A 20,556-nucleotide genomic window follows, 5' to 3' on the forward strand; every position below is an offset into this window, starting at 1 on the left:
TGAAGCTGAGACCGTCTCAGCTTCACTTTTGGTCTATCATATTTTTTCCTTAGTTTGTACTTGATAAGTCTTGTGTTGTTTTACTTAAATCAATTGTCACAGTTTTCTTGTCTGTACCACGGTAGAAGGTTACTTTGACAGAGTCTCCAACAGAATGGCCGTAAAGAACGCTTTGTAGGTCAGAGGTTGATGTCACTTCTTGACCATCGACTTCTGTGATGACATCATATTTTTGAAGTTTTCCTTCAGCAGGCATGCCAGATTGAACTGAGGCAACAACCACACCGTTTGTGATACTTGTTGGAATATTAAGTTGTGCAATAGCATTGGTTGACAAATCAGACAAGTTAACCATTGAAATACCAAGCGCAGGGCGGATAACTTTTCCGTTTTCCTCCAATTGATTGATGATTTTCACCACATCATTTGACGGAATAGCAAAGCCCATACCTTCAACCGACTCACCAGAACTTGAAGTTGATGAAATCTTGCTAGAGTTAATACCGATGACTTGCCCTTCAATATTGATTAGCGCACCACCAGAGTTTCCTGGGTTAATGGCAGCATCTGTTTGAATGGCATTGGTTGAAATGGTTTCACCATTGTCATTAGTCATTGTTACAGTACGGCTTAGACTAGAAACGATACCTTGCGTTACTGAGTTTGCGTATTCTGTTCCAAGTGGGCTACCAATAGCAATGGCTGTTTCACCGACAGTGATTTTATTAGAATCGGCAAATTCGGCAACAGTTGTGACATCTTTAGACGAAATTTTCACGACAGCAATGTCAGAGTAAGTGTCAGCTCCGACCAATTCACCGACAACTTTTTTACCGTCGGCTAGCATGATTTCAATTTGTTCTGCGCCATCGACCACGTGATTATTGGTTACAACATAGGCTGAGTCACCATCTTTTTTGTAAATAACCCCTGAACCTTCGCTGTAAACTGACAAATCACCGCTGTTATTTGACTGGTTAATCGAATCGTCATTACCAAAAATCTGACTGTAAATGTCATTTCCTGAAGAAGAATCTGAACGGTAATTGATTACGGAAACGACCGCTCCTTGAACTTTTTCCACAGCTTTTGTGACATCAGTCGAATTGGTATAAGTCACGCTACTCGTAGTTGTTTTGGCACCTGAACCACTCACGTTAGATAGGGAGATTCCCGCACGATTTAATACCAAAATCGCACCTAAAATCCCAGCAACAAAGCTAACAAGCACAATAGCTAATGGTTTTAGCCAATTTTTGAAACGCCCTTTAGGCAGTTTAATGTTTTTCACTTAGCCACCTCCAATTTTTCACTTAGAATATAAAAATCAACTTAATTATAACTTAAATAATGCGAAAAAGAAAGTAATACACAACCTGTGGAAAACTTTTAAAACTGTGAATATCTTCCCTGAAATAAAAAGGATCTAAGGGGACTAAAAAAGTTAATAACATGTGGATAAGGTGTTAAAAACTTGTGAATATGTGGTAAAATGTAAGGTATGAAAGTTAAAATTATTGCTGTTGGAAAATTAAAAGAAAAGTATCTAAAAGATGGTATTGCTGAATACCGTAAGCGCATGAGTCGGTTCACAAAGTTTGAAATGATTGAATTGCCTGATGAACAAACGCCAGATAAGGCTAGCGAAGCGCAAAATCAGCAAATCATGGAAAAAGAAGGCGATCGTATTTTAGCGAAGCTTTCTGAGCGTGATTATGTGATTATTTTAGCCATCGAAGGGGAAATGTTGAGTTCTGAGGCCTTTAGTCAGGTCATTTCAGATGCGACAGTGCGAGGTTATTCTAGCATTGCCTTTGTGATTGGTGGTAGTCTAGGTTTAGCGGACAAGGTCAAGCAAAAAGCTAATCTAAAGTTGAGTTTTGGCAAGATGACGCTACCTCACCAATTGATGCGTTTGGTGCTATCAGAGCAAATCTACCGTGCCTTTATGATTCAACAAGGCAGTCCCTATCACAAATAAAAAAGGAGGACTAGTGTCCTCCTTTTTCAGGCTTCGTTTTATGATCCCAGCAGGATTCGAACCTGCGACCGTTCGCTTAGAAGGCGAATGCTCTATCCAGCTGAGCTATGAGACCGTATCAACTTTGTTATTTTATCAAAAAAACGCCTGATTTGTCAACTAGAAACCAGATCCTTTAGCTGTTACCAAGTATTGATCAAAAATATCTTACTTTTTTTGAAAAAAACTATAGACAAATCTAAAATATCTGCTATAATAATAAAAGTAATGATGATTTGGTCCGTTGGTCAAGGGGTTAAGACACCGCCTTTTCACGGCGGTAACACGGGTTCGAATCCCGTACGGACTATAGCTGCTCTGCAGTTTTTTTCTTTATTCGGCATAGCTCAGTTGGTAGTAGCGCATGACTGTTAATCATGATGTCGTAGGTTCGAGTCCTACTGCCGGAGTGATAAGACACCCCGTCCTAAGTTTTGGCTTGGGACGTTTTTTATTCCGATACTGTAAAGCACATAAAAGAGATTAGGGAAAAACCTAATCTCTTTTTAAAGGCTTATTTAGCGCCTGCAGGGCGTTTTTTCTTTCTAATGATATAATAACCACTAAATACTAAGACACCAGCTAGGGATAGGCAGGCACCTAATTGGAACCCTTCAGGGACATAAGTTAATGTGACTTGACCTTGTCCTGCTTTGACGTTGACTTTCATAAAGCCGTCTTGAGCTTTTGTTAGAGCGATTTTCTTGCCGTTTTGAGTGGCTGTCCATCCTTTATCATAAGGTATGGTAAAGAGGAGAGAACTGTCCTTGTCAGCAGTGTAGGTGGCTGTTATGGTGTTTTTAGAAGTGGTCACTTGAACCTCTTGCTGATTGAGTTTATCCATTGCTTTTTGGTAACTGTTTATGTCAAGGGCATAAAAGTTAGGTTGGTCAAAGGAAACTTGTTCATTTTCAGGGAAATGGAAGGTAATATCAATGGTTTGTCCTAGATAAAAATAACCAAGGTCAAATAAGCTATAAGCATTGTCTGTGGTGTAATTAGTTGTCTGTCCATTGACGGTTATTTGGACAGATTCGTTATTTTCATTAGAGAAAGTAATATTAGGCACGCTGACATATAATTGCGTATTGTCGGGGACGGTTACTTGGTAAGTAACTGCTGTGGTTACTTGCCCCTCGTAAGTTGTTGTAACACGGTTATTGAGCTGATTTGCCCCACTAATGAGTTGAGAAGGTAAGCGGGTATAAAATTTCTCTGATAATCCTGTCAAACGATTGATGAAATTGGTTTGGTTATCCAGTGTATTGACGGTAAATGTGACATCTTTGTAAATGCCATTGGTTAAGATAGCCAGCTGACTAGCGTTTTGGTTTTCATAAAGCATGACGTTGCCAGAGCCGTCATTGTAATTGAAGCCGTACTTATTAACCCCAATTTCAGCGAGGTTGTACTTGATGCCAAATAAGCTATCCATTAGCAAGGTATTGTTTTGGTAACGCAGATTGAGGTTGGTCCCAGTTGATTTGAAACCTAGACGGTCTAGGGTGCTGCTAGAAGCGGTATTTCGAATAGATGAAAATTGCGAGATGCCGTTGTAATTGTATTTCATACTGTCGTTACCTGTCTGAGGAAGAAGTTCTTCCATACGGTAAAAGTTGCTATTTTCTGACTTGGTCTTCTTGACAAGCTTGTCAATGTCTGTCAAATAGCGTTCATAACTTTGACGTGAAGGAAAGACCCATTCGTTGCCGAGAGCATTGATCTGATAGTAGGTATTAAGCGAAATTTCAAAGAGTGTAAACAAGAGTGTAAAGCCAACAAAAATAGTTAAGGAAAGACTATTTTTCGCATAGCTAACCAAAAGGGTTATGTAGGCTAGCAAAAAAGAAAATGTAATCACAATCTGTGACGTTTCTAAAAACTTGTAGTGGCTTTTTAGTACCACGGTGGCAATCAATCCAATAGTAACAGGAATGATTCCAACAAGGTATTGTTTTAAGCTTAATTCTTCTAAGTGTGACAGTGTTTCAGCTGCTAATAAAATCACGAGGATAGAGAGGGTCCAAGAATAGCGATGAAGAAACATATTTGGCGAATGCATCCCTTGCCAAATAAGGTCCAAGGGTTCAAGGTAGAAACTAGTGATAAGAACAGTTATCATAAGCCCGTAAGCAAGGCGCGTTTGCCACTTAATTGACTTAATGCTAAAGAAAACAAGAGCTAAAATGAGGGGGAAAATACCGACATAAATCATCGGAATGGAACCAAATTTTGTAGTGTCGTAAGCACCAACGAAATTTTTAGCAAAAATATCTAAAAACCAAGAAGAGTCAGACAACCAGCCTGTAAAGGATGAAAATTCTTCCCCGTGTGTTGAAAGGTCTAAATAAGTTGGCAGTAGCATGATGCAACTTGATAAACCTGCTGCGATTGACATCACTGTAAAGTCTAAAAATTGACGTCCAACCACTCGCCATTTTAAGTTTTTACTGAGTTGAACGAGAAAATAAAGGGTAAGAAAGATAGCAACCATGTAACCAAAATAGTAATTTTGGATAAAGAGAATGGTTAAGCTGACGTAGTAAAGAACGTATTTTTGCTGAGCCAACAAGCGATTTAACCCTAAAATAATCAAAGGGAGAAGGATGAAAACATCCAGCCACATATTGATTTCAATTTGGCTTATCGCAAAACTCATCAAGGCATAAGATGTTGATAAGATAATGCTCAGTGGTTTTAACACTTTGGGATAGAGATGTCTTAGGCTGTAAAAACAAGAGAGCCCCATAGAACCAATCTTGAGCAAGGTCAAGATATAAATAGCATCAGGCATTGTTTTTAAGCTAAAGAAATAAACGAGCGGCGAGAAGAAGCTCCCTAAATAATAACTTATCAAGGCGTAAAAGTTTAAACCTAGACCGCTGGTAAAGGTGTAAAAGAGGCTATCTGATCCATGTAAAATATTCCGTAAATTTTCAGCAAAAATGACATACTGATGAAAACCATCACTGGCTAAAATAGTCGTTTTGCTGTTGATGAAAATATCTTTGGAAAATAGGGTCACACCTAAAATAGCAACAGGCAAGATAAAGGCAATGAGGTAATAAAGGGTATTACGATTTGGTTTTAAAGATTTTAGTGTCATGGCTTTAGTAAGACAGGTTGAGATACTAATCCCAACCTGTTTCCTTCTATAAGTATCAAAATGATGTGAAATGTGATTTTGTTAATCTTTCCAAAGTTCTTGGACTTTGGCTTGAATCTCTTCATTTTCAAGAAACTCATCATATGTTTCGTCGATACGGTCAATGACCCCATTTTTAGAAATCACAACGATGTGATTAGCAAGGGTTTGGATAAACTCATGGTCATGACTGGCAAAAATGATTGATTCTTTAAAGTCTTTCAAGCCGTCGTTCAAACTTGAGATAGATTCCAAGTCCAAGTGGTTAGTTGGGTCGTCAAGCACGAGAACATTTGATTTCAATAGCATCAACTTAGAAAGCATCACGCGCACTTTTTCTCCCCCTGACAACACGTTGACAGACTTGTTAACCTCATCACCAGAGAAAAGCATACGTCCAAGGAAACCACGAAGGAAGGTATTGTCGTCTTCTTCTTTTGAAGCAAATTGACGTAGCCATTCTAAGATAGATTCGCCAGATGCAAAATCACGTGAATTATCTTTTGGTAGGTAAGAGCGGCTAGTTGTCACACCCCATTTAATAGTACCTTCGTAGTCGATGTCATCCATCAAGGCACGAATCAAAGCAGTTGTTTGGATATCGTTTTGCCCGATGAAAGCAGTCTTGTCACCTGGTCGTAAAATAAAGCTGATATTGTCGATAACCGTTTCACCGTCGATTTTAACAGATAGGTTTTCGACTGTTAGCAAATCCTTACCGAGTTCACGCTCTGCATTAAACTTGATAAATGGGTATTTACGGCTAGAAGGAACAATTTCCTCTAACTCAATTTTATCAAGCATTTTCTTACGTGATGTGGCTTGTTTTGATTTAGAAGCGTTGGCAGAGAAACGTGCCACAAATTCTTGCAATTCTTTGATTTTTTCTTCAGCTTTGGCATTACGGTCAGCTTGCAAACGAGCAGCTAGTTCTGAAGATTGTTTCCAGAAGTCGTAGTTACCAACGTAAAGTTTAATTTTACCAAAGTCAAGGTCAGCCATGTGCGTGCACACTTTGTTTAGGAAGTGACGGTCATGGGAAACCACGATAACGGTATTTTCAAAATCAATCAAGAAATCTTCTAACCAAGAAATAGATTGGATGTCAAGACCGTTGGTTGGCTCGTCAAGAAGGAGCACATCAGGTTGCCCAAATAAAGCCTTAGCCAAAAGCACCTTAACCTTGTCCCCGTTTGCCAATTCGCTCATGTTTTGGTAGTGGAGGTCTTCTGAAATGTTAAGGTTTTGTAGAAGTTGTGAGGCTTCGCTTTCAGCTTCCCAACCACCAAGTTCAGCAAATTCACTTTCAAGTTCTGCCGCACGAACACCGTCTTCATCAGAAAAGTCAGCTTTCATGTAAATAGCATCTTTTTCTTTCATGATGTTATAAAGTTTTTCATTTCCCATGATAACTACATCAATGACACGTTCTTCTTCGTAGTCAAAGTGATTTTGGCGAAGAACAGACAAGCGTTCATTTGGTCCAAGTGAAACATGTCCAGTCGTTGGCTCGATATCTCCAGCTAAAATTTTTAGAAATGTTGATTTTCCAGCACCGTTAGCCCCGATCAAGCCGTAGGTATTTCCAGCTGTAAAGTTGATGTTAACGTCATCAAATAATTTTCGATCACTAAAACGCAATGATACATCAGAAACTGTAAGCATTTGTCACCTCGTAATATTTATCTATGACCTTCATTGTACATGAAAAAGGCTTAATTTTCAATGTGCGAAAATTAAGCCTTATCCTACATTGGTAAAATCAAATCTTCATCGTCAAGAGCGTACTGTTTTTTCAGACTAAAGCCGCGTCCTCTGACGTGTGTGGCTGGCATGATGACCACAAAAGCTGTTGGGTCAATGCTTAAAATATTCTTTTCTAGTCGTGATACTTCCTGAATAGAAACCGTAGTCATCAACATGGTTTTATTTTTCCCAGAGTAGCCACCTGTGATGGGAATTTCAGAAACCCCTCTATCTGCCTTAGTAGCAATGTATTCTTTGATGGCTTGGTTTTTTGGGGAAATAATCATAACATTACGTGACGAAGTCACCCCAATTTGCATGCTATTGACCACGTAACCAATGACAAGCAGGCCGATAATAGAATACATGACCGTATCAATATCAAAGGCAATAAAGCCCATAGCCACACTAAAACCATCAACAATGGTCATGGCAACTGCAAGAGGAAGGGGAGTGTATTTGTGCAAGATTTGTGTGAGAATACCTGTTCCCCCTGTTGATGAATTACCCCAAAAAACAACACCTAACCCAAAACCACAAATAATGCCTCCAAAAATAGCCGCGAGCAAGGTATTGTCCGTCAGATTTGGAAGTCCTTCGGTTAATTTGACAAAGATGGAATAAATCCAAGAACCATAAACCGTTTTAAAGAAGATTTCGCGACCCAAAAAGAACCAACAAGCCAGTAACAAAGGGAAATTGGACAAGAGCACAAAATCCCCTGTATTCCAACCAAACAAGGCTTTAAAACTGACTGCAAGTCCCACAACGCCACCAGAAGCGATGTGATTTTCTAGGAAAAAAGTGTTAAAGCCAACAGCGGCAATCAGTGACCCAGTCGTCACCAATCCAATATCTATCAATCTCTTTTTCATTAGAACTCCTCAAAAGCGAAATAGCCTGATATACAAGCGTTTCTATTATGACAAAGAAGTGTCACCGCGTCAAGATTTGTCGCCTCAATTCGGTGTAAAATCCGTTTTTCCATTTTTAGTGGAAAGCGTCGCTCAACTTGACAAAAAAAGGATAATTTCATAGAATAAAGAAGATTCAGAAAAGTAATACAAAGTGGGACTTTTAGAGAGCTGATGGTGCTGAGAATCAGTAGTCTTTTTGTATGAATGGGCTGATGTTTGACAAAAGGGATTTACACGGTTGTAAATCTTGCATAGTGGTAAAGAGATGATAAGCTTTTCTATCAATTGAGGTGGTACCGCGTATCCATGACGCCCTCACGTAGTGATGCTACGTGAGGCTATTTTTATGTTTACAATAAATATTGAGGTGATAAAATGACTAAACCTATTATTTTAACAGGCGACCGTCCAACAGGAAAATTGCACTTGGGACATTATGTTGGAAGCCTAAAAAATCGTGTCTTGTTGCAAAATGAAGACAAGTACGACATGTTTGTTTTCTTGGCAGACCAACAAGCTTTGACTGACCATGCCAAAGAATCAGAAATCATTCGAGAATCTGTCGGAAACGTAGCTTTGGATTACTTATCTGTGGGACTTGACCCTGCTAAATCAACCATTTTCATTCAAAGTCAAATCCCAGAATTGGCTGAATTGACCATGTATTACATGAATTTGGTATCACTAGCACGTTTGGAACGCAACCCAACCGTTAAAAGTGAAATTGCCCAAAAAGGCTTTGGTAGCTCTATCCCAACAGGTTTCTTGGTTTACCCAATTTCTCAGGCTGCAGATATTACCGCTTTTAAAGCCAATTATGTGCCAGTTGGAAATGACCAAAAACCGATGATTGAGCAAACACGTGAAATCGTACGCAGTTTCAATCATACCTATAAAACCGATATTTTGGTAGAACCAGAAGGGATTTTCCCAGAAAACGAAGTAGCTGGACGTTTGCCAGGTTTAGATGGCAATGCCAAAATGTCTAAATCACTTGGCAATGGCATTTACTTGTCTGATGACGCGGATACTGTTCGTAAAAAAGTGATGAGCATGTACACTGATCCTAATCACGTGCGTGTGGAGGATCCAGGTCAAATTGAAGGCAATATGGTCTTTTATTACCTTGATATTTTTGGACGCGAGGAAGATCAAGCCGATATTGCAGCCATGAAAGAACACTACCAACGTGGTGGTCTTGGGGATGTTAAAACCAAACGTTACTTGCTAGAAATCTTGGAACGTGAATTAGCTCCTATTCGCGAACGTCGCTTAGAATATGCCAAAGACATGGGCGAAGTTTTCCGCATGCTAGAAAAAGGCAGCGAAGCAGCGCGTGAAGTGGTTGGTCAGACCCTATCAGAAGTCAAAGCAGCTATGGGTATCAACTATTTTTAATCATTGTTAGACAGGCTATTAGCAGTTTAAATCCAAAAGTCATCAGGCTTTTGGATTTTTTGTTTTTTCAGGGAAAAAGGCTTTAACATCCTTTTTTAACGTTTATAGTTAAATTAAAAAATTGAATTTAGTTTATTGACAAATGATTTTAGCATGATATGATAGTAACAACAAAAGTAAGCTGGGATTGGAATTCCCTAAGTACTAGCATAGAAAAGAGGGTTAATAAATGTCAAATTGGGACACTAAATTTTTGAAAAAAGGTTACACTTTTGATGATGTATTGCTTATTCCTGCTGAGAGTCATGTTCTTCCAAACGAAGTTAACATGCAAACCAAACTTGCAAAAAATTTGACATTGAACATTCCTATCGTGACAGCTGCTATGGATACTGTAACTGACAGTAAAATGGCAATTGCCATCGCACGCGCAGGTGGTCTTGGAGTTATTCATAAAAACATGTCAATTCAAGAACAAGCTGAAGAAATTCGCAAGGTAAAACGTTCTGAAAATGGCGTTATTATTGACCCATTCTTCTTAACACCTGAGCATTCTGTTTCAGAAGCTGAAGAATTGATGCAACGTTATCGTATCAGTGGTGTTCCAGTTGTTGAAACACTTGAAAATCGTAAATTGGTTGGTATCATTACCAACCGTGATATGCGCTTTATTTCAGATTACCACACACCAATTTCAAAACATATGACAAGTGAAGAATTGGTGACTGCTCCAGTTGGAACAGATTTGGAAACAGCAGAGCGTATCCTTCACGAACATCGCATTGAAAAATTACCTTTAGTTGATGAAGAAGGTCGCCTATCAGGATTGATCACTATCAAAGATATTGAAAAAGTTATCGAATTCCCTAACGCAGCAAAAGATGAATTTGGACGTCTTTTGGTTGCTGGAGCTGTTGGTGTTACTTCAGATACATTTGAACGTGCAGAAGCTCTTTTTGAAGCTGGCGCAGATGCTATCGTTATCGATACAGCACACGGTCACTCAGCTGGTGTTCTTCGTAAAATCGCTGAAATTCGTCAACACTTCCCAGAACGCACATTGATTGCTGGTAACGTAGCAACTGCAGAAGGTGCACGCGCTCTTTACGAAGCAGGTGTTGATGTGGTTAAAGTCGGGATCGGTCCTGGTTCAATCTGTACAACGCGTGTGGTTGCCGGTGTCGGTGTTCCTCAAGTTACTGCTATTTACGATGCAGCAGCAGTTGCGCGTGAATATGGTAAAACAATCATCGCTGATGGTGGTATCAAATACTCTGGTGATATTGTGAAAGCCTTGGCAGCTGGTGGTAATGCGGTTATGCTTGGTTCAATGTTTGCAGGTACTGACGAAGCACCTGGTGAAACTGAAATTTACCAAGGTCGTAAATTCAAAACTTACCGTGGAATGGGCTCAATTGCAGCTATGAAGAAAGGTTCAAGCGACCGTTACTTCCAAGGTTCAGTTAACGAAGCAAACAAATTGGTTCCAGAAGGAATCGAAGGTCGCGTGGCTTACAAAGGTGCCGTAGCTGATATCGTCTTCCAAATGCTTGGCGGTATTCGTTCAGGTATGGGATACGTGGGAGCTGAAAACATTGCTGCCCTTCATGATAAAGCACAATTTGTTGAAATGTCAGGTGCAGGTTTGATTGAAAGTCACCCACACGATGTGCAAATCACAAACGAAGCACCAAACTATTCAGTTCACTAATTTAAAAAATACGATGATACTAGAGAGGACAAGCGTCCTCTCTTTTTATTTGACATAAATCCATTATTTCCTTTACAAAATAATGAAAATTATGGTAAAATATATAACTATGTTTACAAAAAAAGTTTAAAAAATTTTCATCATAATGTAAACGGATACTTTTTAAACTATTTGTAAATCAAGATAATAAAGGAGAAGACATGCAAGGTATTTTATATGCATTAGTTCCTATGTTCGCATGGGGAAGTATTGGTTTTGTTAGTAATAAAATTGGTGGTAAACCCAATCAACAAACGTTAGGGATGACATTAGGTGCCCTTTTGTTTGCATTTGTGGTTTGGTTGTTTGTTCGACCAGAAATGTCAGTTTCCCTCTGGGTTTTCGGTATCATTGGGGGAATGCTTTGGTCTATGGGGCAAAACGGTCAATTCCATGCCATGCAGTATATGGGGGTTTCTGTCGGGAATCCATTGTCTAGTGGTGCCCAATTGGTATTTGGTAGCTTGATTGGTGCTATTGTCTTTGGTGAATGGAGCAAACCAATTCAATACACACTTGGTATCATTGCCCTAATCTTATTGGTTATCGGATTCTACTTTACAAGTAAACGTGATTCTGACAACGCTGAAACAAATGAAATGACAGACTTTGGTAAAGGTTTCCGTGCCTTAACTTACTCAACTGTTGGTTATTTGTCATACACGATTTTGTTTAACAACATCATGAAATTTGACGCACTAGCTGTTATTTTCCCAATGTCAGTTGGTATGGTTTTGGGAGCTATGATTTTCATGAAATTCCGAATTCAATTTGAACCAGTTGTTCTTAAAAATACCTTGGTTGGTTTGATGTGGGGAGTTGGTAACATCTTTATGCTTTTAGCTGCTGCTAAAGCAGGATTGGCTATTGCCTTTAGTTTCTCACAATTAGGGGTTGTCATTTCTATCGTTGGTGGTATCTTGTTCTTGGGAGAAACCAAAACACGCAAGGAAATGCGTTGGTTGACCATTGGTATTGCTTGCTTCATCGTCGGAGCAGTCTTACTTGGATTTGTTAAATCATATTAAGCCTTGACAACTTTGTCAACGTAAGCAATAAAAAAGCTGAGTCTTAAGACTCAGCTTTTTCTTGTATCACGCCGTTAGTAACGGTAAAGACTTTTAGGTCTTTTGGTTTTTGGGTAAGATGGTCAAGGCTTGTCGTAGTGATGAAGGTTTGAACGTTCTTTTCAATAATCATTTTGAGCAATTCTGTTTGACGGTAATTGTCCAACTCACTCATCACGTCATCAAGTAATAAAATAGGATAATCGCCTGTATTTTGTTGGATAAGTTCCACCTCTGCCATTTTAAGAGACAAGATTAGGCTTCTATGCTGTCCCTGACTGCCAAAACCAGCGGGCATATCGTTGATAAAAAAGGCTAAATCATCCCGATGTGGTCCAACGCTGGTCGTTTTTTTGAGTAAATCACGTTGGCGTGCTTTTTGCAAAGCTTGTAAAAAATGTTCTTTTAAGTTCGTTGTTTCTGTAAATGGAATGGAAGATTTGTAGTGTATTTTCAGGTGCTCTGTTTGGTTTGAAATGGTGTGATGGTAGCGGTCAGCTTCTTGTTCCATACTGGCTATAAATTGCAACCGTTGCTGGATGACGCGGCTACCAAATTCTGCTAATTGCTCATCCAAAACGTCTAAAAACTGAGCGTCCACTTTTGCTGCTGTTTTGAGATAGGTATTGCGCTGCTTTAGCACATGGTTGTACTGGGATAAATCAGATAGGTAAATCGGTTTAATTTGCCCCAAATCAATATCTACGAACTTACGACGCAAGCTAGGTGACCCTTTGATAAGTTGTAAATCCTCAGGAGCAAACAAAACAACGGTCATTGTTCCGATGTAATCAGACAGTTTGGCTTGTTTGAGGTGATTGACCTTGGTGAAGCGCCCTTTGCTTGACAGCTGAATATCCAAGGTTGTTCGACCGTTGGAACGCTGCAACAAACCTGATACCGAAAGGTCTTGCTGTTGAAAATGAATGAGTTCCTTATCTGTTCGTGTGCGGTGGCTTCTGGTCAGAGCTAAAAAATAAATGGCTTCAAGGAAATTCGTTTTTCCTTGGGCATTTTTACCAAGAAGGACATTCAAACCAGAAGAAAAGGTCAATTCTTCTTGAGTGTAATTGCGGTAGTTTTTTAAAGTGATTTTTTGAATCCACATGTTAAGTTCCTGGGAAACGAACTGGCTTGCGTGTTTTATTTTGTTTTGGTTGGTCTTTCTTGGTTTTGGTTTTTGCTTGCTTATTCAAGGTTTTAACCAAGTCAGCCACACGTTTTTTTTCAGCCATTTCTTGTTGGTGTTCTTCTTTTTCAGCAGGTGTTGGTTCTACGATTTCAATTTCAAGGGCATCGTGTGGGATTGTAATAACATCACCAACACGAAGTTTTTTTCCACGGCGTTTTTCATCCTCTCCATTAAAAAGTACAGCGGTTTCAGCCAAGTAGCCTTTGACAGCACCTCCGCTTTTGATAATGCCAAGTTCTTTTAACAAGGCTTGTAAGGTGATAAAATCATCAAATAATGTATATTTCATTGCATTCTCCATTCTGTAGTCCAAGTAATTATAACATAAACATGGTATAATTTTAGGTAATTAAGGTTTTTTAGTAAGGAATTTATCATGAAATTAGTTGATGGCGTGGCGTTACACCTAATCCAAAACGAACAATTTAAAATGAACCACCTAACCTTTCGCTTTTCGGGAGAATTTCAGCAGGAAACCGTAGCAAAACGTGTCTTGGTGGCACAGATTTTAGCAACGGCAAATGCGACTTATCCGACAGCTCAGCGATTCAGAGAACGTTTGGCTAGTCTTTACGGGGCTAGTTTGTCAACTAAGGTTTCAACCAAAGGCTTAGTGCATATCGTGGATATCGAAATCTCTTTCTTGAAAAATCGTCTGGTCAAGACAGGAGAAAATATTTTAGAAGATATTATTGATTTTTTGTATCACACCTTGTTTTCGCCTCTTATCACTGTTGAACAGTACCAGACGAAGCTTTTTGACATTGAGCAAGCCAATTTGATTCAGTATTTACGAGTGGATAATGATGATAGTTTTTACAGTAGTGAGTTAGGCTTGAAGAAGATTTTCTACGATAGCCCTGTTTTTCAAGTGTCTAAGTATGGTACGGCTGATTTGGTTGCTGCTGAAAATTCCTACACCGCCTACCAAGAATTTCAAAAAATGCTTAGAGAAGACCAGTTGGACATCTTTTTACTGGGAGAATTTGATGACTACCGTATGTTGCAGTTGTTCAATAAATTCCCGTTTGAAAATCGTGACAAAACCTTGCGTTTTGCTTACAACCAAGACAAGAGCAATGTTATTCGAGAACAGGTAGAAACGAGAGAAGTCAGCCAGTCGGTCTTACAGTTGGGGTATTATTTTCCAACACGCTATTTTGATGAAGATTACGCGACTTTATTAGTCTTCAATGGTTTATTTGGCGGTTTTTCACATTCGCGTTTATTTGAGGAATTACGTGAAAAAGAAGGTTTGGCCTATACGATTGGCAGTTGCTTTGATATTTACACGGGTTTACTCAATGTTTACGCTGGGATTGACGCTGAGAATCAGATGAAGGTTTTAAAACTTATCAACAAGCAATTGTCCCATTTGAAATCAGGACGATTCTCAGAAACCTTTTTGAACCGTACGAAAGAACTGATAAAAACAAACGTTGTCCTATCTGGCGATTCGCCTAAAGCGACTATTGAGCGGGTGTATAATGACTATCATGGCATAGATAGTCGTGGTGTTGACACTTTAGTCAAAGAGGTTGACAATGTTTGTAAAGCAGATGTTGTAGCTTATTCAAAAGAGATAGTCTTGCAAGCACTCTACTTTTTGGAGGGAAAATAGATGGTTACTTTAAATGAACACACTTTTTTAGATAGTCAAGAAACGGTTTATTCAACCACTTTGCAAAATGGTCTAACCGTCTATTTGATTCCAAAAAATGAGTTTAAGGAAGCCTTTGCTTTACTCAGCGTTCAATATGGTTCGATGGATACCCAATTCATTAGTAATAACCATTTGAAACAAGATACAGAAGGTTTGGCTCACTTTTTAGAGCATAAATTATTTGAAATGGCAGAAGGAAAGGACGTTACAACTCAGTTCACTGATTTAGGTGCTGAGGTCAATGCCTTTACGACTTTTGATAAAACGTGTTTCTATTTTTCAACCGTTGATAAGGTCAATGAAAACCTTGATGTGTTGCGGCACTTTATCTTAGAAGCTTCTATGACAGAAGTATCGGTTTTAAAGGAAAAAGACATTATCAGGCAAGAGATTGCCATGTATCAAGATGATGCTGATTATCGCTTATATCAAGGTGTTCTTGAAAATCTTTACCCCAATACAGCCTTGGCGACAGATATCGCAGGTAGCAATGCTAGTTTGGAAAAAATGACCTTGGCTGATTTGCAGGAGAGTCATCAAACGTTTTATAAACTTGACAATATGACCTTAGTTTTGGTCGGTCATTTTGATAAAGACGCTGTTTTGGCTTCTTTGACTGAAAAAGATGAGGAAAAAACGCCTGCTGATAAGAGCGTGATTGAAAAAGAGGCGTTAGCTTACCACCCTGTCGTGCCACGCAGCAATATTCAAATGGATATTACGCAGCCTAAGATTGCTATTGGTTTTCGTGGGCAACCGCTTGAGAGCCACCAATCTGTTTTGCGACAAAAACTGGCTTTAAAACTCTTTTTTGGTATGGTGATTGGTTGGACTTCCCATTATTATCAAGACCTTTATAAAAAAGGTTATATCGACGATTCGTTTGATTTTGAAATGGAAATCCACTCAGCCTTTCAATTTGTCATGGTGTCGCTAGATACTTTAGAACCGATTGCCATGCTCAATCAAATCAGAAAGCATTTGGATAAGGTTAGTCATGACAGCGCAGCCTTAGCTGACTTGTCAGAAGAACATTTTACGATTGTCAAAAGAGAATTATACGGGACATTTTTTAGAGAATTGGATTCTATTGAGCAGTTGGGGATGCAGTTTGTGAATTATCTTGGTAAGGGCGATTATTTTACTATTCCAACGCTCTTGGAAAGTCTTACTTTCACAGAAGTAGTGGAAACAGGAATGCATTTTCTGAAAACAGCTGACGTCACAGAATTCACAATCTTGCCAAAATAAAAGCGAAATACTGTGAAAATTTTGCTATAATAGAACTGATTATATTTTTATTAAAGGATAACTTTACATGAAAGAACAAACGATTGGTGATATTTTAAGAGAAAGTCGAGTTGCACAACATCTCACATTAGAAGAAGTTGAAGAAAAAACCTCCATTTCATCGTCTTATCTGTTAGCCTTGGAATTGGAGCAGTTTCAATTAATTCCTGAAAATCAGATTGAAGATTTCATACAAAAGTATGGGGAATGTGTTCATTTGGATACGGCTGATTTATTGGCGAAATACCGTAAGCAAAGAGCAGCTAAACTTGTTAAGGAAGACAAAAAGGCACCAGCACCAAAACAAGCTGCACCTACTTCTAAAGCAGTCCCTTACAAAACAGAAACACCAACAAGCACACAACGTGTTTCTCAAAACGTGAGAACAGATGATATGGTAGTTGGCTCACGTTCAAGCCGTCATAAAAATGAAGAAGTGACAGCGTCTTATATTCCGATTATCCTCCTTTCTTTGGTGGCTTTGGGAATTTTGGCATTTGTGTCATTGGTAACGTGGAATCAATTGCAAAGCGACCGCCGCACTGCGAATACCGATTATTCTGTCGTTTATAGCAAATCGTCGACAAGTAGTTCAAGCTCTTCTGAATCAACATCAACGTCAACAAGTTCATCATCGTCTGACAACAAGTTGAAAATGACGACAGAAGGTGGTGGTAGCAATTTGACTGTGAATCTATCAAATGTACCAGACACTGTGACGGTTGATATTTCGTTATCAGGAGCTGACAGCAGTTGGGTATCTGTTACCAACTCAGCCTCAGGAGATTCAGGGGTTCTCCTTTCTTCAACAGGTACAACAAGTTACTCTGCAACCCTTGCTTCAGGAACTAAATCATCAGTGATTACTCTAGGAGTGACAAAAGGTGTTACAGTAACAATTAACGGACAAAAAGTTGATACTTCAGCCATCACAAGCACAACTTTGAGTTATATTACACTTAATATTCAATAGGATGAAAATGAACATGATAAAAAAAGAAAATATCCCCAATCTACTAACCTTGGCGCGTATCGTCATGATACCTGTGTTTATTCTGGTTTTGGTTTTTTGGAATAACATGACTGGTCATATTGTCGCTGCGGCAATCTTTGCCATCGCGAGCATCACAGACTATTTAGACGGTTATTTGGCAAGACGCTGGAAAGTTGTGACCAATTTTGGTAAATTTGCTGACCCATTAGCAGATAAGATGCTAGTCATGACAGCCTTTATCATGTTGGTGGCTATGAATATGGTACCAGCTTGGATTGCAGCTATTATTGTGTGCCGTGAATTGGCAGTTACAGGTTTGCGTTTGTTATTAGTTGAAAATGGTGGAACGGTTTTGGCGGCAGAAATGCCTGGGAAAATCAAAACATTTACACAAATGTTTTCTATTATTTTCCTATTATGTCACTTCACATTGATAGGAACCATTTTACTTTATGTTGCTCTTATCTTCACCATTTACTCAGGGTATGATTATTTCAGAAAAGCAGGATTCCTGTTTGAGGATACGTTTAAATGACATCAAATAGCATTGACGTGAAGCATTTGACCTTCAAATACGATGTTAATCAAGAACACAACACTTTGGATGATTTATCGTTTCACGTGAAACGAGGGGAGTGGTTGTCTATTATTGGGCATAATGGATCAGGAAAATCGACCACGGTACGTTTATTAGACGGTTTATTGGCTGCAGAATCTGGGCAGATTTTTATCGAAGGTGATTTATTGACCGAAGACAATGTCTGGGATATTCGCCACAAGATAGGCATGGTGTTTCAAAACCCAGATAACCAATTTGTCGGCGCTACGATTGAAGACGATGTGGCTTTTGGTCTTGAAAACAAAGGCATTCCCTTGGATGAGATGAAGGAACGCGTGGCAAAGGCTTTGGACTTGGTTGGCATGTCTGAATTTGCTGACCGAGAGCCGTCACGTCTTTCAGGTGGTCAAAAACAACGTGTGGCTATCGCTGGAGCTCTAGCCATGCAGCCTGATATTATTATTTTGGATGAGGCGACGAGTATGTTGGATCCAGAAGGTCGCCTAGAGCTCATCAAAACGATTAGAGGGATTCGCAAGCAATATCAGATGACAGTGGTTTCTATCACGCATGATTTGGATGAGGTGGCTTTAAGTGACCGCGTCTTGGTCATGAAAAAAGGAAAAGTGGAATCTAGCTCAACCCCAGAAGAATTATTTAATAGAGGGGATGACTTGCTAACCTTGGGGCTTGATGTTCCATTTTCGACAAATCTCATCTCAGCTTTAAAAGACAAAGGCTTTGATTTTACCCAAAACTACCTGACAGAAAAAGATTTAGAGGATCAATTATGGGAATTACTCTTGAAAACGTAGATTATACATACCAAGCGGGGACACCTTTTGAAGGACGTGCCCTTTTTAACGTTAACTTAAGCATTACAGAGGGCTCTTATACCGCTTTCATTGGTCATACAGGTTCAGGAAAGTCAACGATTATGCAGTTGCTAAATGGCTTAAATGTCCCCACTAAGGGCTGTGTGTTAGTGGATGATGTTAAGATAACAGCCGATTCTAAAAACAAAGAGATCAAGTCTGTTCGTAAAAAAGTGGGCTTGGTATTTCAATTTCCAGAAAGTCAGCTCTTTGAAGAAACCGTTCTCAAAGATGTCGCTTTTGGTCCGCAAAATTTTGGTGTGTCAAAAGAAGAAGCCGAAGATATCGCACGTGATAAATTAGCCATGGTGGGTATCGGTCAGGAATTTTTTGATAAAAATCCTTTTGAACTTTCAGGTGGTCAGATGAGGCGCGTGGCGATTGCAGGTATTTTAGCTATGGAACCAGATATTTTGGTCTTGGATGAACCAACAGCTGGTCTTGACCCCAAAGGACGCCGTGAATTAATGACCCTATTTAAAACCTTACACCAAAATGGCATGACAATTGTCCTTGTGACTCATTTAATGGATGACGTTGCTAACTACGCTGACCATGTTAATATCCTAGAAGGTGGGTACTTGGTCCGCTCAGGGCATCCTAAAACTATTTTTCAAGATGTTGCCTTTATGAAGAGCAAACAACTAGGAGTCCCTAAAATCACTCAATTTGCCCAAGATTTAGTGGATAGGGGGCTAAAATTGGAGAATCTTCCGATTACGATAGAGGAATTTGTAGAGGTTATTACACATGGATAAATTGATACTAGGACGCTACGTCCCAGGAAATTCGTTGATTCACCGACTAGACCCAAGAAGTAAGTTGCTGGCTATGATTGCTTATGTCATTATCGTTTTTTGGGCGAATAATGTCGTCACCAATGCCATCATGATTGGCTTTACTTTGGTTATCATTTTGCTATCGCAGTTAAAATTAAGCTTCTTTTTAAAGGGCATTCAGCCTATGATTGGTATTATTCTATTTACTACCTTATTTCAGATGTTTTTCACTCATGGTGGTGAAACTTACTTTCAACTTGGTTTTCTAAAGATTACCAGTTACGGGCTTAGTCAAGCAATTTTGATTTTCATTCGTTTTGTGTTGATTATCTGTTTTTCAACTCTTTTGACCTTAACCACAACGCCACTGAGTCTAGCTGATGCGGTAGAATCACTCTTGAAGCCCTTTGCACGTTTGAAGGTACCTGCTCACGAAATTGGCTTGATGTTGTCTTTGAGTTTGAGATTTGTGCCAACTTTGATGGACGATACCACACGTATTATGAACGCTCAGAGGGCGCGTGGGGTGGATTTTGGTGAAGGAAACCTTCTCCAAAAGGTAAAATCCATCATTCCGATTTTAATTCCTTTGTTTGCCTCTAGCTTTAAACGTGCGGATGCTCTGGCCTTGGCGATGGAGGCACGCGGTTATCAAGGAGGAGAAGGTAGAAGCAAATACCGTATCTTGCAATGGCAAAGTCGTGATACCATGGCGTTAATGGTATTATTTGCCTTGGGAATAGCCTTATTTTTATTTTCAAACTAACGCACAAAAATACTAACATAAACAAAGCCCGTTGTATCAACGTTTATCGCTATTATTGTGAAAATACAAAAACATATAAAATTACCAACTTAATGTAGTAGTTACATTAAAACACATTAAAAAATACGGGTTCAGCGGGCAAGAAAATAGCACCAGTAAGGTGCTTTTTTTTAGTTGTCCTCGCCTAGTTTCTTTATTATATGGCTATATAATTTCTGTAGTGGGTAAAACTATTGTAGAGATTATAGAGCTTTTTGAGTGTACACAAAAAGTCTCATAAGAACTATAATGAAAAGCAACCAAACCATCATTAGGAAGAACTTATGAGACTTATTAAGAACACCACAGAATTAATCGGAATTAAAGACTAAAATATCATTATTTTTTTTGCTTTT

General features: G+C 39.1%; 17 protein-coding genes, 3 tRNA genes and 1 other annotated feature. Of the genes, 13 read left to right on the forward strand and 7 right to left on the reverse strand.

Annotation, left to right across the window (positions count from 1 at the left end; genetic code table 11):
- Positions 1-49: 49 nt before the first annotated feature.
- Entirely contained in the window at positions 50-1,276 is a 1,227-nt protein-coding gene (locus tag HFK82_RS07760; protein ID WP_206151178.1) for a S1C family serine protease, read from the reverse strand.
- 225 nt (positions 1,277-1,501) lie between these two features.
- Between HFK82_RS07760 and rlmH the strand changes: the two genes are divergently transcribed.
- The gene (gene rlmH / locus HFK82_RS07765; protein ID WP_154455338.1) at positions 1,502-1,981 is read left to right on the forward strand and encodes a 23S rRNA (pseudouridine(1915)-N(3))-methyltransferase RlmH; all 480 of its coding nucleotides are present in this window, start codon (positions 1,502-1,504) and stop codon (positions 1,979-1,981) included.
- A gap of 41 nt (positions 1,982-2,022) precedes the next feature.
- Here the strand turns inward: rlmH and HFK82_RS07770 are convergent.
- A tRNA-Arg gene (locus HFK82_RS07770) sits at positions 2,023-2,096 on the reverse strand.
- A 162-nt stretch (positions 2,097-2,258) separates the two neighbouring features.
- Here HFK82_RS07770 and HFK82_RS07775 point away from each other — a divergent pair.
- Positions 2,259-2,330, forward strand: a tRNA-Glu gene (locus HFK82_RS07775).
- 26 nt (positions 2,331-2,356) lie between these two features.
- Positions 2,357-2,430, forward strand: a tRNA-Asn gene (locus HFK82_RS07780).
- A gap of 104 nt (positions 2,431-2,534) precedes the next feature.
- On the opposite strand, the gene HFK82_RS07785 is transcribed toward HFK82_RS07780, so the two are convergent.
- From HFK82_RS07785 to HFK82_RS07795, 3 genes are all read right to left on the reverse strand, one after another.
- Complete coding sequence (locus HFK82_RS07785) at positions 2,535-5,126, reverse strand: YfhO family protein (protein ID WP_168261367.1); 2,592 nt, start codon at positions 5,124-5,126, stop codon at positions 2,535-2,537.
- Positions 5,127-5,207: 81 nt separating this feature from the next.
- The gene (locus tag HFK82_RS07790) at positions 5,208-6,830 is read right to left on the reverse strand and encodes an ATP-binding cassette domain-containing protein (protein ID WP_154455071.1); all 1,623 of its coding nucleotides are present in this window, start codon (positions 6,828-6,830) and stop codon (positions 5,208-5,210) included.
- Between the two features lie 83 nt (positions 6,831-6,913).
- Entirely contained in the window at positions 6,914-7,786 is an 873-nt protein-coding gene (locus tag HFK82_RS07795; RefSeq protein WP_154455072.1) for a YitT family protein, read from the reverse strand.
- 161 nt (positions 7,787-7,947) lie between these two features.
- Positions 7,948-8,148 (forward strand) — a binding site (T-box leader).
- A 55-nt stretch (positions 8,149-8,203) separates the two neighbouring features.
- Between HFK82_RS07795 and trpS the strand changes: the two genes are divergently transcribed.
- The 3 genes from trpS to HFK82_RS07810 all read left to right on the forward strand — a co-directional run bounded on the left by trpS (position 8,204) and on the right by HFK82_RS07810 (position 12,004).
- Positions 8,204-9,226, forward strand: coding sequence for a tryptophan--tRNA ligase (trpS, locus tag HFK82_RS07800; RefSeq protein WP_168261368.1), 1,023 nt, complete (start codon positions 8,204-8,206; stop codon positions 9,224-9,226).
- Positions 9,227-9,455: 229 nt separating this feature from the next.
- A complete protein-coding gene (gene guaB, locus HFK82_RS07805; RefSeq protein ID WP_168261369.1) occupies positions 9,456-10,937 on the forward strand; it encodes an IMP dehydrogenase in 1,482 nt (493 codons plus the stop codon).
- A 200-nt stretch (positions 10,938-11,137) separates the two neighbouring features.
- Positions 11,138-12,004, forward strand: a complete 867-nt coding sequence (locus tag HFK82_RS07810) for a GRP family sugar transporter (RefSeq protein ID WP_168261370.1) — start codon at positions 11,138-11,140, stop codon at positions 12,002-12,004.
- A 43-nt stretch (positions 12,005-12,047) separates the two neighbouring features.
- Here HFK82_RS07810 and recF read toward each other — a convergent pair whose 3' ends face one another.
- Positions 12,048-13,151 (reverse strand): DNA replication/repair protein RecF, encoded by a 1,104-nt coding sequence (recF, locus tag HFK82_RS07815; protein WP_154455076.1) that lies wholly within the window; start codon positions 13,149-13,151, stop codon positions 12,048-12,050.
- Between the two features lies 1 nt (position 13,152).
- Positions 13,153-13,524 (reverse strand): S4 domain-containing protein YaaA, encoded by a 372-nt coding sequence (gene yaaA, locus HFK82_RS07820; protein WP_154455077.1) that lies wholly within the window; start codon positions 13,522-13,524, stop codon positions 13,153-13,155.
- Between the two features lie 87 nt (positions 13,525-13,611).
- Here yaaA and yfmF point away from each other — a divergent pair, with 87 nt between their 5' ends.
- The 7 genes from yfmF to HFK82_RS07855 all read left to right on the forward strand — a co-directional run bounded on the left by yfmF (position 13,612) and on the right by HFK82_RS07855 (position 20,161).
- Positions 13,612-14,856: an EF-P 5-aminopentanol modification-associated protein YfmF gene (yfmF, locus tag HFK82_RS07825; RefSeq protein WP_168261371.1), complete on the forward strand. Its 1,245-nt coding sequence runs from the start codon at positions 13,612-13,614 to the stop codon at positions 14,854-14,856.
- A complete protein-coding gene (yfmH, locus tag HFK82_RS07830) occupies positions 14,857-16,149 on the forward strand; it encodes an EF-P 5-aminopentanol modification-associated protein YfmH (RefSeq protein WP_168261372.1) in 1,293 nt (430 codons plus the stop codon). It begins immediately after the preceding gene.
- 67 nt (positions 16,150-16,216) lie between these two features.
- Positions 16,217-17,161: a helix-turn-helix domain-containing protein gene (locus HFK82_RS07835; protein WP_168261373.1), complete on the forward strand. Its 945-nt coding sequence runs from the start codon at positions 16,217-16,219 to the stop codon at positions 17,159-17,161.
- Positions 17,162-17,174: 13 nt separating this feature from the next.
- Positions 17,175-17,717, forward strand: a complete 543-nt coding sequence (gene pgsA, locus HFK82_RS07840; protein ID WP_154455081.1) for a CDP-diacylglycerol--glycerol-3-phosphate 3-phosphatidyltransferase — start codon at positions 17,175-17,177, stop codon at positions 17,715-17,717.
- Entirely contained in the window at positions 17,714-18,556 is an 843-nt protein-coding gene (locus tag HFK82_RS07845) for an energy-coupling factor ABC transporter ATP-binding protein (RefSeq protein WP_168261374.1), read from the forward strand. The genes pgsA and HFK82_RS07845 overlap by 4 nt, the downstream gene beginning before the upstream one ends.
- On the forward strand, positions 18,532-19,374 hold the full coding sequence (locus HFK82_RS07850) for an energy-coupling factor transporter ATPase (RefSeq protein ID WP_168261375.1): 843 nt from the start codon (positions 18,532-18,534) through the stop codon (positions 19,372-19,374). Before HFK82_RS07845 ends, HFK82_RS07850 begins: the two co-directional genes overlap by 25 nt.
- Complete coding sequence (locus HFK82_RS07855) at positions 19,367-20,161, forward strand: energy-coupling factor transporter transmembrane component T family protein (RefSeq protein ID WP_168261376.1); 795 nt, start codon at positions 19,367-19,369, stop codon at positions 20,159-20,161. Before HFK82_RS07850 ends, HFK82_RS07855 begins: the two co-directional genes overlap by 8 nt.
- Positions 20,162-20,556 lie beyond the last annotated feature (395 nt).

The sequence above is a fragment of the Streptococcus alactolyticus genome (genome assembly GCF_012277075.1).
Taxonomy (GTDB): domain Bacteria; phylum Bacillota; class Bacilli; order Lactobacillales; family Streptococcaceae; genus Streptococcus; species Streptococcus alactolyticus.